Source organism: Ekhidna sp., from assembly GCF_039960695.1.
GTDB lineage: Bacteria > Bacteroidota > Bacteroidia > Cytophagales > Cyclobacteriaceae > Ekhidna.
This window is the reverse complement of the sequence record NZ_JBDVKP010000020.1, coordinates 573,578-591,218: the sequence shown is the minus strand read 5'-3', so window position 1 is coordinate 591,218 and position 17,641 is coordinate 573,578. Positions and strand designations below refer to the sequence as shown.

Here is a 17,641-nt window from a genome sequence, read left to right as displayed (position 1 = left end):
TTATACAGTCACAATGAAACAATACTCTCTCTCATCGAGATAAGGACATATTTGTCAATGTCCAATAGAGCCCAATTTCAGTAATTTTTTTTGTGAAGTCATCAAATTGAATTGGTTTTACAACATAGCTATTTGCACCATAATTATAACATTCTTCTAAGTCTGTCATCTCGGCTGAAGAAGTCATGACAACTACCGGAATGTGACGAATAGCGTCGTGTTTTTTTGCATGCTTTAAAACTTCCAGCCCACCTATCTTTGGCATTTTCAAGTCGAGAAGTATTAAATGAGGATGATCTTGGTTATATGGAGATTGTGTAGAAAGCTTATCTAAATATTGGATAGCTTCTTCTCCATCTCTTAACCATTCAATTTCATTATTTACACTTGCTGATTTGAGTGATAACATGGTTAGCTCGGCATCGTCTTTATTGTCTTCTATCAATACAATTTTTACAGGGTTCATAAACTATTTTTTTAATTGCACAAAAAAACTGGCTCCTTTACCAAGGTCGCTTTTTGCCCAAATTTCACCACCAATTTTATCTATAATCTTCTTGCACAGCGCAAGACCTACGCCTGTTCCTTTAAAATCATCTTGATGGTGAAGCCTTTCAAAAACCTTAAAGAGCTTGTCTTTGTGAGCCATATCGAAACCCACACCATTATCTGAAATGATAATTGTTACTTTATCATCCAGTTCAATTCCAGTTACTTCAATTTGAGGGGTTTTAATTTTTGAGGAAAATTTTATGGCATTAGAAATTAAGTTAATGAAAACTTGCTGTAAAAGATTTAAATCACCTTTTACAACCGGAAGGCGTCCAATTGAGATATTCTTTTTTTGTTTACTATGATAGGTGTCGACAATATTTTTTACCATAGACGTTACGTCAATTTCTTTCAGCACAATTGATTCCCTGCTTAACCGACTAAATTGTAATAAGTCGTCGATCAATTGGCCCATTCTCATTCCATTTTCATTTATCCTATTGATGTAATGATGAGTTTGCTTATCCGAACTATAAGCTGTAGTAGATTCTAATGCTTTGGCAAAACCATTGATTGCCCTTAGCGGGGCTCTCAAGTCATGCGATACAGAATAGGAAAAGGCTTCTAGCTCACGGTTAGAGGTCTGCAGTTTTTCATTCAGCTTGTTGATTTTAGCTTCATGACTTTTGTATTCAGTGACATCCTGAAAAAGAACTATGAGCTCTTCATTGGCTGGAGATAGACAATGGATATCAAACCATCGCTCACTTTCCTTTGAATATTCAAGAAAACTTTCCTTGCTTCCAGAATTTATCACTTGATCAAAATGCTGAATCCAATGTTTTTTTAACTCTTTTAGTTGGAATATTTCAGTATATCTTTTGTTTTCGATATGACTCTTTGAGTGGAATCCAAAATATTGAGCATAATCGTCATTTACACTTAGATAGAATAAGTCACTAATCTCATTTTCACTATTGCGCAGAACTTGAACATGGGCAAAGGCGTGCGGTAGTTTATGTAGTTTGGAAATTTTAATTTCACTCTTGCGCAATTGTTCTATCAACATATTTTTATCAATGCTGTGGTTAATAAAATATGCAATGAAGACTATCGTAAATGAGGCTAAAAATCTATTAATAAGTGGAATAAAGATATCTACTCCCGCGGTTGGTGATTGTAAATACCCAAGACCAATTAGTAGAATAGCAAACACACAGGTGAAAAAAACAATTTTCCGTTGTTTTGTGAAATAACATAAGGTTAAAGGGAAAACATAGGGGACGCCACCGGCGATGCCCAAGGGCAATTCTTTATCTATAAAAAAGATAATCAAGCACAAAACCAGTGAAAGTACAAACCATTGATATTTACTGATTAAGGTTGAAATCAGTTGCCCGTAATATTTGAACTTATCAAAAACGAGATGAACCGAAAAATTGATGTTATCAGTGATCATTAAGAGTAATCTCCTTCTATGAGAACGTGAATAATTCTACCCTTTAGATCATTAAATTACTAATTTTATTTTTTTATAGCAAAAAACGTTTTTATAAAATGGTTTCTAATTAACAAAAAATGTCAGCATGATTTCGTCAGCTGGCTCACTTCTTGTTCCTTCTTCCAGATCAAACGCATATAGTGGAGTATTGCCACAAACGTCCTCTAATCTATGGTCGATATGGAGTTCTAATTCTTTAGATCCGTCAGGTCGCCATAGGATTTTAACTTCTTCAGGACTTGTAAACTCTACCTGTGAAGGAAGAATTTTACCTTCCTTGTTGACAATGTATAACATCCTCTTTGCTAGCGGTTGATCCAAAGGATGGTCCGTCACGATTGTTAGTATTCCAATTTGCTTTTGTTCCGCCTTTAGTGCCCATAGATTCACGTTGATTGCTTTTCTAAGTGGATTTGTTGCGTTGATCGCTCGTGAAAAACTTTCTTTCAGAGGCTCACCACTTGCGCCTTTCCATATGGAATTGATTTTTAAGGTATAATCGTTACCGGCTCTTAAAATGTCTCCTTCAGTCATATTTGGCCCTACACCTTGTTTGATCCGTCCCGGATGAAGAAGCAATGTCAACCTGGTTCTGTCGATATTCCAAAGACCTTCCGGAACAATTACAAATGGATCCACCAGTACTTTTCCATTGGAATCCTCAATGGTGATAAAGTCATAAGGATTTTCTAACCCCATTGGAGCTGAAAAATATACGTAGAATCTCAATAGGTTCGCAGGTACAATCTCCAAATTTGGAATCACTGAAGTAATTTCAGGTCTGGTTGTTTTGGGAGGCACAAAAGATACGATATCGCTATAGACTGCCTGTTCGCTAAGCTGACTTGATAGCAATACAGCAAGTTTAGGATAGGAGAACGTAATGATGTATTGAACCTTGGAATCAGGTAAAAACTTTGGTGAGAATGCGAGGTGGTTATCTACGATTTTATAAGATCCCAGAACGGCTGGTCCGTTTGGATTGGTTTTCACATGATAGAAGGAAGACCATTCTTCAAAAGTGAAGTTTTGTCTTTGAATCAATGCGACAATGTCTTCAGGTACCAGGCGTGTGGTTATTGTTCCGTAGTTGGCAGATTTCGGCAAAGTCTGAGCTGAAAAGAAACTTTGAGCATGAGCGAAATTAATTGCCAACAAAAAACAAAGGAGGCAATAAGTGCCTCCTTTAAAAACTTCAGGTATTATTTTTTTCATGGATAAAGCCACTCTTTTGATAGTGAAGTTAATACAAGCTTACCGTTTGGTAGTCTCTGAGTAGCTAGAATATATTTTGCGTTGAAATCAGCAAGCTGTTGTACTCCACTTCCTGAACGAGGTGTGTATTCGACGCCAGCAAGGTAACCTTGTACTTCTTCTGTAATCTCGCCTTCGAATTTGGCCACATTTTCTGGGTCAAAGAGAAGAAGAGGCAACGCGCTATTCGACATTAAAATGTAGTCTTTGCCGTTATTTTGATATAAGACCATGTCTATTGGGAAATTTCCTGAGCCAAATTCTGCTACAGTGCGGCCTTTTACGTGTTTACTACCTTCAAGTTTTTGAGCATCAATCGTTACCAATGGGGTACAGAGGTATGCTGCAAGTAATTGTTTTTGATTATTGAGCTGATAAGGTAGAAAGGCTCTGATTGGAGAGGCTGTTTCCCATTTCCCATGTGCACCATGGAAAATCTCCAGAGTATTGGCATTCACATTTTCATTAAAGGGGTATGAGGCAGTCCAGAGAGCCGCTCGAAATTCTTCGTTGGAGAGACCGGAGATGTATACTTTCCCATCGTCAAAAGCGATATCGGTAATTGCGTCTGATCTAAGCTTTGCTCCTTTTTTCCATCGGTGTTCTACACTTGCATCCACTGGGTTGGGAATAGAGACGCTTGAAAATTCTACGTTTTCTAGCTTTGCCTCTGACATTTTTCCAGATGGAGATACTTTAATCAGGATGTCTGCGTCAACCAAGTCATTAGGTGCTTCCCATCTGGATGTCCACTTGGCACGTCCTCTTGAGACACTTAGATAAATGTTTTGTGAGATCGGATTTACTGCCATATCATGGATCATGATATTGTCAACCGTAGTTCCGAGCATGCCAGCAAGTTGATCTTCGAGATCAATCATATTTAAGGCTTCCTGGTTACTGCTTGCTTGCTTATCGTTAAGATCTACAGCATAAATAGCTCCTCCTTTTGAGTCACCAATAAACAAAATGCCGTCTTCGTTAAACTCCAAAACTGAAAGAGAGACAATGTTCGGAGTACCTTTTTTCATTCCCGGATCTTTGGCCAGAGTGGTCAATGCAAAGAGAACGAGGGTAAAAATTGAGATTGTTCGTCGCATGGATATTTACTTTAGTGAGAGTGTTTATTACGAATATTAGGTAATCGGAGTTTAATAGTAATAAAAAAGCCCACCTAGGTGGGCTTAGTGTCAGATCATTAATAATTAATTGATGTCTTCCCCTTTTTCGAGTTTAGCGATATTCTGGTCTATGATTGGACCATTAAGGGTATCTCCAGCGGGGATATTATTTTTAGCAAGTTTCAAGTATTTAAGTGCTTGCTTATAGTTGCCGACAGCAGAATAACCTCTTGCTAATCCATAGTTAGTCGGCCATGCACCATTATTGGTTTTTTGATTATACTTGAAAATCTCGAGTGCTTTTTCTGCTTTCCCTGCAGCGATTAATTGGCGCCCGTATTGATGGATTGCTCCAGCATTTGCTCCTGGGAGTTTGATCGCTTCGTCCATTACAATTTGTGCTTCATCTGCTCTGCCTGCCGCTGTAAGTACAGCTCCTTTTGTTGACATTGTCCCCCAGTTTTTCTGTCCGAAAAATGGTGCATTAATAGCTGCGTCGGCCCATTGAATGGCTTGTTCGTGTTCACCCACACTAGATGCGTATCTTGCAGCGGTGCCGTAGTTTTGGAAGCTGAATCCCGCCTGATTGTTAAGCTCAGCTTTAAGTTGACTCATGTGCGCCTCAATCGGATTTGCAAGCTCTATCTTAACAGGTAGCTTTTTATCACCCCAAATCAAAGCAACAGTTGTTGAGGTATTCTGACGGTCTATAAACTCGTAAGTAAGCCATTCATGAAAGCTTGCATCTTCCGCTTCTACTTCAGTTCTCAGTGCATCGTTAGCTTCCTGATAAAAGAAACTTCCCCAATGGTTGTTGTCTTTCGAAAAAATAACTGTCCAAGGGCCATCTTCAGCAGGCGCAACGAAAAATCCATATTTTCCGGCAGGGAGCTCTTTACCGCCAATTTTCACAGCATGTGAAAAAGTGAAAGTTGTATTTTGGTCAGCTCCGGCACGCCATGGTGAGGGATTGTCTGCTGAACTTAGTCCAAATCCAAGATTGTTAAATCCGTAGGGCACTACAGTGCCATAAATTGTACGTCCTCTAGCGCCGGGGCTACTATAATCAATTTCGACTGTGCCTACACCACCAACATGTTGTCTTACATATGCTCGTTGGCTTCCACCTCCTGGTGGTGTGCTTAACTGCGCAAGTCCGGTAAAGCTGATTAGCGATAGGACTAGCATTCCAAGTAGTTTTTTGTTGTAGTTCATATAGTTTTTGAGAGTTTGGTTTCCAGTAGAATCACAAACGCCAGACACAGTTCTGACCTTTTTATTTTCTACCAAGGGGCTATTTTGTAGATGAATGGTTATCATTGAGTACCTAATTGTAACATTATGAGGGACTTGAAAGACATGCTTGTTGGTCTAGATCCAAACTTTCGATACAGAGGGTTGGATCAAACCAGAATTGAGACCTTTAGCGATGCAGTTTTTGCAGTGGCATTCACATTAGTTGTGTTGTCTTCCACGGTTCCAGAAACGTTCACCGAGCTTAGGAGGTCTATTCATGATATCATACCGTCTTTTATATGTATTGTTTTAATAGTAGTAATCTGGTATCAACACTATGTGTTTTTTCTGAGGTATGGACTTCAAAACACCAAAACAGTAACAGTAAATACGTTCTTGCTATTTCTGGTGCTCATATATATATATCCGCTTAAGTTTCTAGCTCGCTTTCTTGTGGAGCTTTATTCAGGATTGATATTCGGAATGCCGGACAACTTCATGGATGACTTTGGAGGTAACATGAATAGTGATAATATGACTTTGCTGATGACAGCCTATGGTGCTGGTGCCACATTCATTTTCCTGGCAATGACCTGGCTATATAGACATGCATACAACAGAAGAGAGGATCTTAAGCTGAATGAATATGAGATTTTCGCTACTCGAGTGAGCCTGTGGCAAAATTTATTGATGAGTTCAATCCCTTTTCTTTCTACGATGATCGCGTTTCTTCACCCTTTCGGACATGGTGCGCTCAATTTTGGGTTTGCAGGATTCATTTACATGCTGTATCCTCCTGTCATGATCACATTTGGATATCGAGTAAAGAAAAAGTCAAAGAAAATTTTTGGGTAGAAAACTTACCAACTTTAGGGTATTGAGATTGAAGGTGGGAATGATGAACTTTAACCCTTCATCTTACTCACTATCATGAAAAAATACGCTGACTTGCATTGTCATCCGCACTCTCGTGCCTTTCACTGGATGCGTCATACCAAATACGAAAAGAAACAAAAAAAATACAATCCCTGGAATGTAGTTCTCAGTAATTTCAAGAAACAGGAAAAAGGAAAGCGAGCGTTTAGCTATTCTCAATGTGATCCCGTAAAACTCTGGAATGGTGAAACCAAGTTGGTCTTTGCCTCTCTTTATCCATTTGAAAAAGGGTTTTATAAAGGGGGACAAATAGATCAAAATAAATTAATCAGAATTCTGGATGTGCTGGCAACATCTGGTTTGGGCTTTTTGAACCCCATCACATGGTTTCAGACGATGTTCGCTTTTATCACTGGCGCACCAACCATATTAAAGATAGCAAGGGCCTTTTTGCAATCTTTACTTATGCGAATGCCCATTCGTAGAATTAAGTACTTTATTTCCAAGAAGTATGATTATTATGAAGAGTTAATTAAAGAACGTGACTTTTTGGCAAGCAAAAGCAAGCAAGCCACTCGAAATGAAATTTATATTCCCGGAATTAAACGAGTCTTTAAGAGTACCAAAAAGATGCGAAAGAAATATTCTGAGTCATTAGATGCAACAGGCAAATATGTGATCTGTTCTGATTACTCAGAGGTGAAATCGACACTTGAAAACAATGAAATTGCAATGGTTCTGACTATAGAAGGGATGCATGCACTCGGGACGGACACAAACCTTTCGAAGGTAGAGGAACGTATCATGGAACTAAAAAAATGGCCTCAGCCTGTGTTCTTTATCACCTTTGCACATCATTTCAATAACTATTTGGGTGGTCACGCGCACAGTATACCAGATGCACTTCGCGTACTATCTGATCAGACCGACGGAATGAATGGCGACATTAGACCGGAAGGTGAGCAAGCCATCAGATTACTCCTTGGACTTAATTCCATGTTAGAAAAAGACGTATCGTTAGGGCGCAGAATCCTTATTGATCTGAAACATACTGCTGCGCAAACACGCAAATGGTACTACGATCGAATTGTAACACCAGCAATGGATAAAGGAGATACAATACCAGTAATACTTAGCCATGTTGCCTATAGCGGGTGGAGCACACTACAAGAAACAATAGATTATTCACATCAGGAAAATGATCGTGACCTGAAAGATGGATTCTATCCATGGAATATCAACGCTTGCGGTGAAGATGTTATATGGGCTGCTAAGACAAGTGGGCTGATTGGGATTTGTTTCGATCAGAGAATACTCGGTGACAAAAAAGACAAGGTCAATAGCATTGATCTGATTTGGAACAATCTAAAAACGATGGTTGACGTTATCCTGGAAGATGAGAAACTTGACTCCACTCAGAAGTCCAAATGTTGGAGCTACTTCACTCTTGGAACCGATTTTGAAGGCTATATAGATCCAACTCAAGATTATGGTAACTCATTGTTATTTGATGATTTTGAGAGAGACTTGATTGGTAAACTAGAAGGTTTGCATGTCCTGGACGGTGCTCGATATCACCTCACAAGTAGTGAAGAAGTAGAAAAAGCGGCTCGCGGCATTTGCTTTGAAAATGCTCATCTATTTCTAAAGCAACACTTCTAGCTTTCGATATAACTGGGAATAGGTTCGTTAAAAAAGCACCTATATAGAAAGATTACCACATTTAGGGTATTGATATTCAGAGGCGGAACTACCGAACTTTATAAAGCATTTAAAACACCACAGTTATGAAAAAAATATCCCGACTAGCATTTGTAGCATTGGCTCTATTATTAGCATTCTTTGGATACAAAAAAGTGAAGGTTAATAAGCACTAAAACATTATCATTTGATAATATTTTAGTAAACGGAATCACTTTTATTCAAAATATCCAATAAGATTCTTCTTATTCTCCTAGAATACCCCGCAATAGGTATTGTTTTTAGTAAACGGGATGGTGACCTTTATTAGAAAGTTCACCAAATCAAGACCTTAATGTCACCACTAAAAAAAGTCTTATCCATTGATGGAGGAGGTATACGCGGAATTATTCCTGGTCAAATACTGGTAGAAATCGAAAATGAATTTGGCGTTCAGGTTGCCAAGGACTTTGACTTAGTGGCAGGTACAAGCACTGGGGGAATCCTAGCATGTGCATTCCTTTTAGAAAATCCGAGCGCACCAGACACACCTAAGTTTTCTTCAGAGGAAGTTGTTGGCCTTTATTTCAAAAGAGGAGAAGATATCTTCGATGTTCCATTCTTTCATAAAGTACGAACCGCTGGAGGCATTCTGGATGAAAAATATCCTGCAAACGGAATCGAAGATGCGCTGCAAGATTACTTTGGAAACGCTTGGCTTAAAGATTTGCTCAAGCCTTGTATCGTTACTTCCTATGACATTACCCATCGCAAGGGTCATTTTTTTGGTCAGCACAAAGCTCAAAAGAATCCTGACTACAATTTCAAAGTAAAAGATGTAGCACGAGCTACTTCTGCTGCTCCTACTTATTTCGAGTGTGAGCAGATCATGTCAGAAAAAGGTAGCGCCTTCACGTTGATAGATGGTGGTGTATTCGTGAATAATCCTGCCCTGGTTGCCTATGCTGAAGGCCGAAATATCTTCGAAGTGAATGGGGATGAAGCTACTGCAAAAGATATGAAGATCCTTTCTATTGGCACAGGGTACACGCGCAAGTCATATCCATATAAAAAAGCAAAAAAGTGGGGCATGGCCGAATGGGTGCAGCCCGTGATAGACATCATGATGTCTGGTGCATCTGAAGTAACGCACTACCAGTTAAATAAAATTTACGGCACGATCGATAATCCAGATCAATACCTACGCATAGATGGTGACCTGAAGGAAACCAACATTGATCCGGACATGGACTGTGCAACGCCAGAGAATATGGCCAACCTGAAATCATTTGGCCAGCAGCTTTTTGAAATGAACAAGGGAAAGATTGAGGAGTGGTTGGGGATGTAACTTAAGACTAAATTAAGATGAGCAACTTATTGAAATTGGCATTTGGACAACTAGGAGTTAAAGAGATTTCCGGAGCTGAACATAATGAAACGATTCTTAAATATGCTGAGGAATCAGGATTTGGTTGGGTAGATGATGACGAAACACCCTGGTGCTCCATTTTCGTATGCTGGGTGGTTATGAAATGTAATTTGAAACGATCGAAAAAGGCAAATGCTCGATCATGGATGCATATTGGAACTCCTACTTCCAACCCTGAGCCAGGGGATGTGGTAGTTTTCTGGAGAGAATCACCCGAAAGCTGGAAAGGCCATGTTGGATTCTTTATGGGTTATTCAAAAGATGGTTCCAGAGTTTATTGCCTTGGTGGAAATCAGGGAAATCAAGTGAGTATTTCTGCCTATCGGTCTGAGACAGTACTTGGATTTCGAAAGCTGCAATCCTCACAATTGGTAGAACTTCCCGATGGTTCCTTGAAAAAGGGAGATACTGGTGAGTCAGTAAAACAATTACAAGAAGCCCTGAATATGATCAACTATCCTGTAGGCACTGTCGATGGGGTATTTGGCAAAAAAACAGAATATGCAATAAGGTTACTCCAAACAAATGCAAGGCTCATAATCGATGGAGTTTACGGATCAAAAACCAGGGATTTGATAACATCTATTTTAAATGAGTAAGAATGGCAGGATTAGAAACACTTGAGATTGTCATAGGCCTTGTTTTTGTGTATTTATTGTTTAGCACATTAGTCACTCTTGTTGTGGAGTACATCTCTTCGAAAATGAGCTTGAGAGCTGAAAATCTAAAAAAGATAATAGCCAGAGCCTTAGATGATGATAAACTTGAGAATGTATCGGATTCAGAATCTGAGAATCCTTCTGATGTATTTTACAAATTCCCTCTTATCAAGTATCTAGGCAAGGATGGCAAGAAGCCTTCCTATATAAGTAGTGCCAAGTTTGCCAAAACTGTCTTGGATATCATTCGAACCGGTGGAGACTCTAGCAAACTTGGGAAATTATCAAAACTGGATAAAGAATCAATTTCTGAAGCTATTGAGGGACTTCCAATGATGGGGAATGAAACCAAAGCTGTCCTTATGACTTTTGCCAAAGAAACCGAAGAAGATATCAACGAATTTGGAGCAAAGCTGGAGGGCTGGTTTAACGAAACCGTAGAGAGAGGTCAAGGCTGGTTCAATAGACATATAAAAAGGATAACATTAGGTGTAAGCATAGCAATAGCTATTATCCTAAATGTGGACTCTGTCAGGATTTATCAGTCGCTATCCAACAATCCAGATTTGAGGGAAAAATTGGTTAATCATGCGACTGAATATGTAGCAAATGATACGCTGAAGAATACTGAGGAAGATTCTATCTTAAGGAAAAAAATAGACGATTATTATAAAAATAAAATTGATCCCACCACCAATCTCCTTGGCATTGGATGGGATGTATTTCCAAACGAGTATTATAGTTACAGTGGCGGCTGGAACTTTCCATTTTGGTATGTGAAAACAATAAGTGCGGCGGAAATTAGAGCGTGGCTTACCGCAATCTTAGGATGGATAATTACAGGCTTTGCTATTTCATTAGGTGCGCCTTTTTGGTTTGGTGTTTTAAACAAGCTCACTGCACTACGGGCTGCTGGAAAAACACTCGAGGAAGAAAAGAAAGGGCAAAATCAGATTAGCAAACCAAAACCTGTGGGATGATGAAAGTAAAAGCCACCAAAGACGTTCACATCCGATCCGGTGAAGCCAAGAGAAATGGGAATTCCAATCTGAAAGGAACCCTGCACAAAGGGTTTTCTATAGAGGTGATAGAAACCAAAAACGATGGTGAAGATATAGATGGTAATAGTATCTGGTACAAGGATAAGAACGGGGATTGGTACTGGAGTGGTGGGTTTGAATCAAACCAGTCTTCAAATGGAATTGGTTCAGAGGAATATTGGTGGCTCAATGATTTTAATGTTGATGTATTTTGGAAAAGTGGCTATAGAGGGTCAGGTATCAAACTGGCCGTTTTGGATACAGGTCTTTCCATTCCACATCCGGACCTGAATATTTATCCGGAGAACATTATTGATGTTTCTAATAGCTTTAATGGGACGATGGACATGACAGGTCATGGTACACATGTTACTGGAATAATCAAGGCCAGTCACAATAGGATTGGAGTTTTGGGGATAGCTCCAGAGATTGATTTATACTTTGGAAAGATTACAGGCGACATGGGAGATCATCCTGATTTGTTGGCAAAGGGGATTAATTGGGGGATTTCAAAAGACGTAGATATAATCTCAATTAGTAAAGGGTTTCAGTTAGGAAGCAACGAGCTTAAAAGAGCAGTTATGCTTGCAATCGAAAATGAAATCCTATTGGTCTGTGCTGCTGGAAACAAAATAGATTCAAATCATCTAGAAATAGACTTTCCTGCTCGTTATTCTTCGGAATGCGAAATACTAGTGGTAGGAGGTCTGGATAAGAATGGAAATCACCTTCTCGATACGGTAGCAGAATCGGCAACGGATGTTTTTGCTCCAGGAGACAACATCAAGTCAACTTTTCTAAACAAGAAGTATAAACATCAATCTGGTTCAAGTCAAGCTACCGCATATGTGGCTGGAATAGCGGCACTAGCTTTGCAAAAATCGAATGGCAGAGATAACTCAAAGTTGATAAAATTGATCACAAAAAATTCGACAAATAAAATTATTAGTCCTCAAGACATCTTTAATCATGCGTAAACTACCATTTTTACTTCTGTTTATAGCTCAATTAGGCTTTGGGCAAAATGCATACATTGATGCCATTAAGCTTAGGAATCTTAATCCTATTGACTCGGTTGGAAAACTAATATTTCCAATAGGAGCTCACATAGAGGCGGCGGATATTCTGAAAAAATATTCGAATGGGAGCAATTATGTTCAGATACGAAGATCTCTAAGATTGAATAAGTTTATTGGGCTTCCACCGGATCGTTCTGCCTCATCATCCCAGGTTTCAGGAGCAGGTGGATTTATAAAATCGATTGGCGGCTTAAACGTTACAAATTTCGCAGATGGGCTCGCCAGTTTTCTTGTCCAAAGGAGCAAACAAGAACTTAGTGTTACCTTTTTTGAAAAATTTTCCAACAGTTTTAAGAAGTATCCCGAATTCAAAATTTTGTTTCCAAGTACATCACTAACATTTAACGTTATAGAATCATTTGAATTTTCTGGTTATTTAAATACGCTGAGAGAGGCGTTTCTTAAAGATATTGAAGTTCTTCATATTAACATTCCTAAACTAGAAATGCTTACAGATGCTGATTGTAGCGATTCAAACTGTAAAACCCGGATCGGAAATTATGTAACTTTTTTTAGAAGTGATCCTGGTTATTCTTTAAAAGTAGCATTCTTACTTGTTGATGAGCTTAAACAAGGAACTAATCCAGCCGAAATCATTTCTATTATTTCGGAAAGTACTGACTTTAATCGGTTATCCGATCCCCAATTCTCGAATCTTAAGGCGGTTGTGAAACTGTCTAATTTTATCTCGCAGAGTCTATTAAGTGAAGATGAGAACAAGGTTTGGGTCTCAGCAAAGGAGCTAAAAGAATTTGTTGCGGACCCAATAACGTTTAAAATATACTTAGGACTGCTCTATCAATCGGATGATTCCGCAACTATTACCTTCAAATTCACAACAGGCCCAGATCAGACCTTCAGAGAAATTTTAGACAACTACGCCACCGTTGGTATTGCCCCCATCGAAGCTTATGTTAAAAGCTTTGCCAGTGATATTGCAAAAGTCAATTCAGTAGTGGATAACTTTAATAATCTCAAAAAATCCGGAGGTAAGCCAAGAGTTTCTGATTACTATACTTTTTATGACAACCTAATATCATTTATCGATAACTCTGCAAGCCTTTCGGGGTTAGGGCTTTCCCTTAATAATACAAGCAGTATAGATGATTTTATGAAAAAGGCCCGATTAGCAGGGAACATTTATCAAGATTTTGCATCTGAAAACTATTCTGCAGCCATATTGGATATTCGAGTTTTTCTTGAAGAGATGGGAATAGGAAATCCCGACTTTCAAAACACCTTCCTGAGGTATGGTTCATTTATGGCAACTGTCGCTCAGGCTGAAAGTTCAGAGGATGTTCATGAAGCTATTGAGGCAATTGTCTTGCCCGTGGGAAGCGCATCAATTAAAAAGAAGACCAAAACCAATATTTCATTGAACGCATATGTTGGAGCTTTCTATGCTGAGGAGACTTTGCACAACACACCAGATATTTTAAAAGAAAAAGAAGAAGAATGGACCAGGGGAATTACTGCTCCAGTAGGTGTTGCTGTTAGTAAGGGTTATTTTTTAGGAGAAGGATCAATCAGTTTATTTGTTACATTAATAGATTTAGGCGCAATCGTCAGTTACCGGTTTCAGAACCCAGTTACATCCAGTCCGGAAACAATTCAAGTTGATGATCCAGCAACCATGGGAATGAATGAAGAATTAACCGCAACCGCAACCTATACAGTGGATCAACTTCCTGAAATTACCCTGCAAAATATACTGGCACCTGGCGCCTACATCATGTATGGGATTCCGAAAATTCCTATATCTGTTGGCGTTGGAGCTCAAAGAGGGCCTCAGCTGAGGAGTATTAAGGTGAGTCAAACCATAACAGATGCAAACGGCATTTCAACCAATGGTATTGAAAGTGTAATAGAATCTAGTACCTGGCGGTGGGGATTTACAATTGCCGTAGACATCCCACTCATCAACTTCTACAGCAAGTCCAAATGAGATTCAAACTATATCACCAAATATTAAGTAATTTTAGACGAGTGGTTTTTTTTCATTGGATCATGAATTTACTGCATCTGAATAGAACATTCAGTCGGTAGAGGTTGCTACGTTCAAATGATATATCAAATGGGTAATTCTATTCCAACCTCCCCACCAACTTCTCCACATCCCCCTCCACAATCGCTTGATCGTGCAGCGATTTATATAAAAAGCCTTGCTCTTCCATGTGATCGAAGAAGGAGATGAAGTGGTCGTAATAGCCATTGGTGTTGAGAAAAGCACACGGTTTGGAATGATACCCTATTTGTGCCCAAGTCATCACTTCGGTCATTTCTTCCAGCGTGCCAACACCTCCTGGTAAAGCAATGAATCCATCCGATAAGTCTGCCATCAAAGCCTTTCGTTCATGCATATCCCGAACTCGATATAGCTTAGTCAGTCCCGTATGAGCCACCTCCATTTCGTAGAGTTTGTCAGGAATCACTCCAGTAATTGTTCCGCCATAAGCTAACGCTGTTTCAGCAACCACATTCATCAAACCAACAGCACCACCGCCATACACGATTTCAATTCCTTTGGCTACAATAGTCTCTACTAATTCCTTCGTAGCTCCTGCATACTTTGGATCATTTCCCATCTTAGATCCACAAAAAATGGCGACACGTTTCATGGTTGTAAAGATATTGGTTTGAACTCTACAATACGGTTCATAGTTAATCTAAAAACCATACGTTATGAGTGTAATCAAACAGATCAAATCACTTGGCTTTCCCTGGGAAACGCAAGATCCATTTCTTTTTTGCGTGTATCACCGGGATATGTTTCCTGAGGGAAATGAACTCATGGGACCGGATGTCGCGCATTTGAAAGGGAGAATGATTGGGCAAGACTTCACCATAAAAGATGGATGGAGGATGTATCACGGGCAGCAAGTGCCTGGGTTTCCACAACATCCGCACAGAGGCTTTGAAACAATAACTGTGGTGCCAGAAGGCTTAGTAGATCACTCGGATAGCATGGGAGCAACAGGACGGTTTGGTCATGGAGATATACAATGGATGACTGCAGGCAAAGGGGTGCTTCACTCCGAGATGTTTCCACTTATTAATGACGACAAAGACAATCCACTGTTACTTTTCCAAATCTGGTTAAACCTACCGCGCAAAAGTAAGTTTGTAGAACCTCATTACAAGATGCTTTGGGCTGAAGACATACCAATACATAAAACATCAGATGCAGAAGTAACAATCGTAGCAGGAGATTTTAATGAAACGAAATCATTAGATACTACGCCAGATTCTTGGGCAGCCAACCCTGAAAACGGTGTGGCCATCTGGCTAATTAAAATCCAAGCCAATGGGGAATTGAAATTACCTGTAGCAGACAAAGGAGTGAATCGATCCATTTACTTCTACAAAGGGGAAAGCATTGCCATCAATGATCAAGCATTGAATGAGCAACAAGGCGCAGACCTTCATGCCGATCAAGAAGCTAATATTAAAAATGGAAACAATGAAGCTCATTTGCTGCTCTTGCAAGGCAAGCCAATTGGCGAGCCGGTAGTGCAGCAAGGGCCATTCGTGATGAATAGTCAGGAAGAAATCTATGACACCATTCGTGAATATCAGCGTACACAGTTTGGTGGATGGCCATGGCCCAAAAATGAGTTTGTTCACCCACGAGAAAAGGGACGATTTGCACTGCATGCGAATGGGGAAGAGGAGGTTAAATAAACGTTTGTCATACCGTTGAAGACACGGTAACTTCGGAAGGAAAATGATAGTGCTTCCATGAAACGTCGTAAGTTCCTAACCAAATCTGCTCTTGCTGCTGCAGGAGCTACCACTTTAGCTTCGTGTGTCAAATCCGAAGAGAAGAGTCAAGGACCCTACATCAACTTTAACAATACATACAGATGGAAAATGACTACTACCTGGCCGCCAAACTTCCCAGTGGTGGGAGAAGGCTGTAAACTTCTGGCCGATTGGGTCAGACAGATGTCTGGTGGGAGAATGGATATTACGGTGTACGGTGGAGGTGAGCTAATACCTGCGCTTGAGGGCTTTGATGCGGTAAGCAACGGAGCTGTGGAAATGAATCATGGTGCAGCTTATTATTGGTCTGGCAAAGTTCCAGCTTCTCAGTTTTTTGCAGCGGTTCCTTTTGGGATGAATGCGCAGCAAATGGGGTCGTGGATCATTTCAGGTGGGGGAGCTGAACTTTGGGAGGAATTGTATGAGCCATTTAATATCCAGCCGATTCTTTGCGGGAATACAGGTGTTCAGATGGCTGGTTGGTTCAAAAAGGAGATCAAGACTATAGACGATCTGAAGGGACTAAAGATGCGAATTCCAGGGCTTGGAGCTAAGGTTTTGGAGAAAGCTGGAGGAACTCCGGTGTTGGTTTCAGGTGGGGAAATTTACACCAATCTGGAGCGCGGCGTGATTGATGCTACCGAATGGATCGGGCCATTTCACGATTACCTCATGGGCTTTTACAATGTGGCTAAGTACTACTACTATCCAGGTTGGCATGAGCCCGGTCCCGCGTTGGAGATGCTTATCAATAAGCCAAAGTTTGACGCTCTGCCATCAGATCTTCAAGAGATTGTTAGGACTGCATGCTATCGAACGAGTAGGTGGATGGGAGCTGAATTTGATGCTAGAAATGGTAAGTACCTTCAAAAGATCATCAACGAAACTGACGTTAAGGTTGCGCCTTTCCCACCTGAAGTATTGAAGGCACTCAAAGGATACACAGAAGAAACCATTGCGGAACTTTGCGAAAAGGACGCACCGAGTAAGAGAGTATTCGAAGCATTCGATAAGTTTCGTAAAGATATCAGCGTCTGGATGAATGTAAGCGAACGCGTATTTTATGACCAAATCATGTAACCAAATGAAAACAAGAATCAACCTTTCACTTTTAGTAACAATGTTTGGATTGATGGCATTATGTCAATCGCCGGAAGAGCTAGCAAATGCACAATTAGAAGCTTACAATAACCGTGATATTGAGGCTTTTTTGAAACCGTATTCAGATTCAGTTAAAGTTTACAATGGCAAGCGCGAAATGCTTTATCAAGGCAAGGAAACTATGAAGTCCCAATATGGCGCCATGTTTGATCGTACACCAAACCTAAATTGTAAGCTACTTAATCGTATTGCTGTTGGAAATACAGTGATTGAACATGAAGAAGTTGTGTTTGGAGAAGGGAGAAAAATTTATGCTATCGTGATGTATAAAGTTGGATTTAATAAAATTCAAGAGGTTCATTTTCTAGATCGAGTGCAATAAAAAAGGGCGACTCCTTGAGCCACCCTATC

Annotated in this window: 16 protein-coding genes; 10 read left to right on the top strand and 6 right to left on the bottom strand. The window is 39.9% G+C overall.

The window, feature by feature from the left end; all coding sequences use genetic code 11:
* Nucleotides 1-31: 31 nt before the first annotated feature.
* The 5 genes from ABJG98_RS18910 to ABJG98_RS18890 all read right to left on the bottom strand — a co-directional run bounded on the left by ABJG98_RS18910 (nt 32) and on the right by ABJG98_RS18890 (nt 5,688).
* Nucleotides 32-466, bottom strand: coding sequence for a response regulator (locus ABJG98_RS18910; protein ID WP_348281122.1), 435 nt, complete (start codon nt 464-466; stop codon nt 32-34).
* Nucleotides 467-469: 3 nt separating this feature from the next.
* Entirely contained in the window at nt 470-1,561 is a 1,092-nt protein-coding gene (locus ABJG98_RS18905) for an ATP-binding protein (RefSeq protein ID WP_348281121.1), read from the bottom strand.
* A 495-nt stretch (nt 1,562-2,056) separates the two neighbouring features.
* The gene (locus tag ABJG98_RS18900) at nt 2,057-3,208 is read right to left on the bottom strand and encodes a hypothetical protein (RefSeq protein WP_348281120.1); all 1,152 of its coding nucleotides are present in this window, start codon (nt 3,206-3,208) and stop codon (nt 2,057-2,059) included.
* Nucleotides 3,205-4,347 carry a hypothetical protein gene (locus ABJG98_RS18895; RefSeq protein ID WP_348281119.1) on the bottom strand — a complete coding sequence of 381 codons (1,143 nt, stop codon included), beginning with the start codon at nt 4,345-4,347 and terminating at the stop codon, nt 3,205-3,207. The genes ABJG98_RS18900 and ABJG98_RS18895 overlap by 4 nt, the downstream gene beginning before the upstream one ends.
* A gap of 105 nt (nt 4,348-4,452) precedes the next feature.
* Entirely contained in the window at nt 4,453-5,688 is a 1,236-nt protein-coding gene (locus ABJG98_RS18890) for a DUF2911 domain-containing protein (RefSeq protein WP_348281118.1), read from the bottom strand.
* A gap of 21 nt (nt 5,689-5,709) precedes the next feature.
* On the opposite strand from ABJG98_RS18890, the gene ABJG98_RS18885 reads away from it, so the two are divergent.
* From ABJG98_RS18885 to ABJG98_RS18855, 7 genes are all read left to right on the top strand, one after another.
* Complete coding sequence (locus tag ABJG98_RS18885; RefSeq protein WP_348281117.1) at nt 5,710-6,459, top strand: TMEM175 family protein; 750 nt, start codon at nt 5,710-5,712, stop codon at nt 6,457-6,459.
* A 75-nt stretch (nt 6,460-6,534) separates the two neighbouring features.
* Nucleotides 6,535-8,142 carry a hypothetical protein gene (locus ABJG98_RS18880; RefSeq protein WP_348281116.1) on the top strand — a complete coding sequence of 536 codons (1,608 nt, stop codon included), beginning with the start codon at nt 6,535-6,537 and terminating at the stop codon, nt 8,140-8,142.
* A 373-nt stretch (nt 8,143-8,515) separates the two neighbouring features.
* A complete protein-coding gene (locus ABJG98_RS18875) occupies nt 8,516-9,508 on the top strand; it encodes a CBASS cGAMP-activated phospholipase (protein ID WP_348281115.1) in 993 nt (330 codons plus the stop codon).
* Nucleotides 9,509-9,525: 17 nt separating this feature from the next.
* Nucleotides 9,526-10,188 carry a TIGR02594 family protein gene (locus ABJG98_RS18870; RefSeq protein ID WP_348281114.1) on the top strand — a complete coding sequence of 221 codons (663 nt, stop codon included), beginning with the start codon at nt 9,526-9,528 and terminating at the stop codon, nt 10,186-10,188.
* 2 nt (nt 10,189-10,190) lie between these two features.
* Nucleotides 10,191-11,228, top strand: coding sequence for a hypothetical protein (locus ABJG98_RS18865; protein WP_348281113.1), 1,038 nt, complete (start codon nt 10,191-10,193; stop codon nt 11,226-11,228).
* The gene (locus ABJG98_RS18860; RefSeq protein ID WP_348281112.1) at nt 11,225-12,265 is read left to right on the top strand and encodes a S8 family serine peptidase; all 1,041 of its coding nucleotides are present in this window, start codon (nt 11,225-11,227) and stop codon (nt 12,263-12,265) included. The genes ABJG98_RS18865 and ABJG98_RS18860 overlap by 4 nt, the downstream gene beginning before the upstream one ends.
* The gene (locus tag ABJG98_RS18855; protein ID WP_348281111.1) at nt 12,258-14,312 is read left to right on the top strand and encodes a hypothetical protein; all 2,055 of its coding nucleotides are present in this window, start codon (nt 12,258-12,260) and stop codon (nt 14,310-14,312) included. The genes ABJG98_RS18860 and ABJG98_RS18855 overlap by 8 nt, the downstream gene beginning before the upstream one ends.
* 139 nt (nt 14,313-14,451) lie before the next feature.
* Here ABJG98_RS18855 and ABJG98_RS18850 read toward each other — a convergent pair whose 3' ends face one another.
* A complete protein-coding gene (locus tag ABJG98_RS18850; RefSeq protein WP_348281110.1) occupies nt 14,452-14,985 on the bottom strand; it encodes a TIGR00730 family Rossman fold protein in 534 nt (177 codons plus the stop codon).
* 64 nt (nt 14,986-15,049) lie between these two features.
* Here ABJG98_RS18850 and ABJG98_RS18845 point away from each other — a divergent pair, with 64 nt between their 5' ends.
* Genes ABJG98_RS18845 through ABJG98_RS18835 form a run of 3 tightly spaced genes read left to right on the top strand, consistent with a single transcriptional unit; the run spans nt 15,050 to nt 17,612 of the window.
* Nucleotides 15,050-16,048 (top strand): pirin family protein, encoded by a 999-nt coding sequence (locus ABJG98_RS18845; RefSeq protein WP_348281109.1) that lies wholly within the window; start codon nt 15,050-15,052, stop codon nt 16,046-16,048.
* Between the two features lie 57 nt (nt 16,049-16,105).
* Nucleotides 16,106-17,209, top strand: a complete 1,104-nt coding sequence (locus ABJG98_RS18840; protein ID WP_348281108.1) for a TRAP transporter substrate-binding protein — start codon at nt 16,106-16,108, stop codon at nt 17,207-17,209.
* Between the two features lie 4 nt (nt 17,210-17,213).
* The gene (locus ABJG98_RS18835; RefSeq protein WP_348281107.1) at nt 17,214-17,612 is read left to right on the top strand and encodes a nuclear transport factor 2 family protein; all 399 of its coding nucleotides are present in this window, start codon (nt 17,214-17,216) and stop codon (nt 17,610-17,612) included.
* Nucleotides 17,613-17,641 lie beyond the last annotated feature (29 nt).

Coding starts and splice junctions, on each gene's coding strand:
- ABJG98_RS18910 (WP_348281122.1), bottom strand. CDS start 466: ATGAACCCTGTAAAAATTGTATTGATAGAAGACAATAAAGACGATGCC.
- ABJG98_RS18905 (WP_348281121.1), bottom strand. CDS start 1,561: ATGTTGATAGAACAATTGCGCAAGAGTGAAATTAAAATTTCCAAACTA.
- ABJG98_RS18900 (WP_348281120.1), bottom strand. CDS start 3,208: ATGAAAAAAATAATACCTGAAGTTTTTAAAGGAGGCACTTATTGCCTC.
- ABJG98_RS18895 (WP_348281119.1), bottom strand. CDS start 4,347: ATGCGACGAACAATCTCAATTTTTACCCTCGTTCTCTTTGCATTGACC.
- ABJG98_RS18890 (WP_348281118.1), bottom strand. CDS start 5,688: ATGATAACCATTCATCTACAAAATAGCCCCTTGGTAGAAAATAAAAAG.
- ABJG98_RS18885 (WP_348281117.1), top strand. CDS start 5,710: ATGAGGGACTTGAAAGACATGCTTGTTGGTCTAGATCCAAACTTTCGA.
- ABJG98_RS18880 (WP_348281116.1), top strand. CDS start 6,535: ATGAAAAAATACGCTGACTTGCATTGTCATCCGCACTCTCGTGCCTTT.
- ABJG98_RS18875 (WP_348281115.1), top strand. CDS start 8,516: ATGTCACCACTAAAAAAAGTCTTATCCATTGATGGAGGAGGTATACGC.
- ABJG98_RS18870 (WP_348281114.1), top strand. CDS start 9,526: ATGAGCAACTTATTGAAATTGGCATTTGGACAACTAGGAGTTAAAGAG.
- ABJG98_RS18865 (WP_348281113.1), top strand. CDS start 10,191: ATGGCAGGATTAGAAACACTTGAGATTGTCATAGGCCTTGTTTTTGTG.
- ABJG98_RS18860 (WP_348281112.1), top strand. CDS start 11,225: ATGATGAAAGTAAAAGCCACCAAAGACGTTCACATCCGATCCGGTGAA.
- ABJG98_RS18855 (WP_348281111.1), top strand. CDS start 12,258: ATGCGTAAACTACCATTTTTACTTCTGTTTATAGCTCAATTAGGCTTT.
- ABJG98_RS18850 (WP_348281110.1), bottom strand. CDS start 14,985: ATGAAACGTGTCGCCATTTTTTGTGGATCTAAGATGGGAAATGATCCA.
- ABJG98_RS18845 (WP_348281109.1), top strand. CDS start 15,050: ATGAGTGTAATCAAACAGATCAAATCACTTGGCTTTCCCTGGGAAACG.
- ABJG98_RS18840 (WP_348281108.1), top strand. CDS start 16,106: ATGAAACGTCGTAAGTTCCTAACCAAATCTGCTCTTGCTGCTGCAGGA.
- ABJG98_RS18835 (WP_348281107.1), top strand. CDS start 17,214: ATGAAAACAAGAATCAACCTTTCACTTTTAGTAACAATGTTTGGATTG.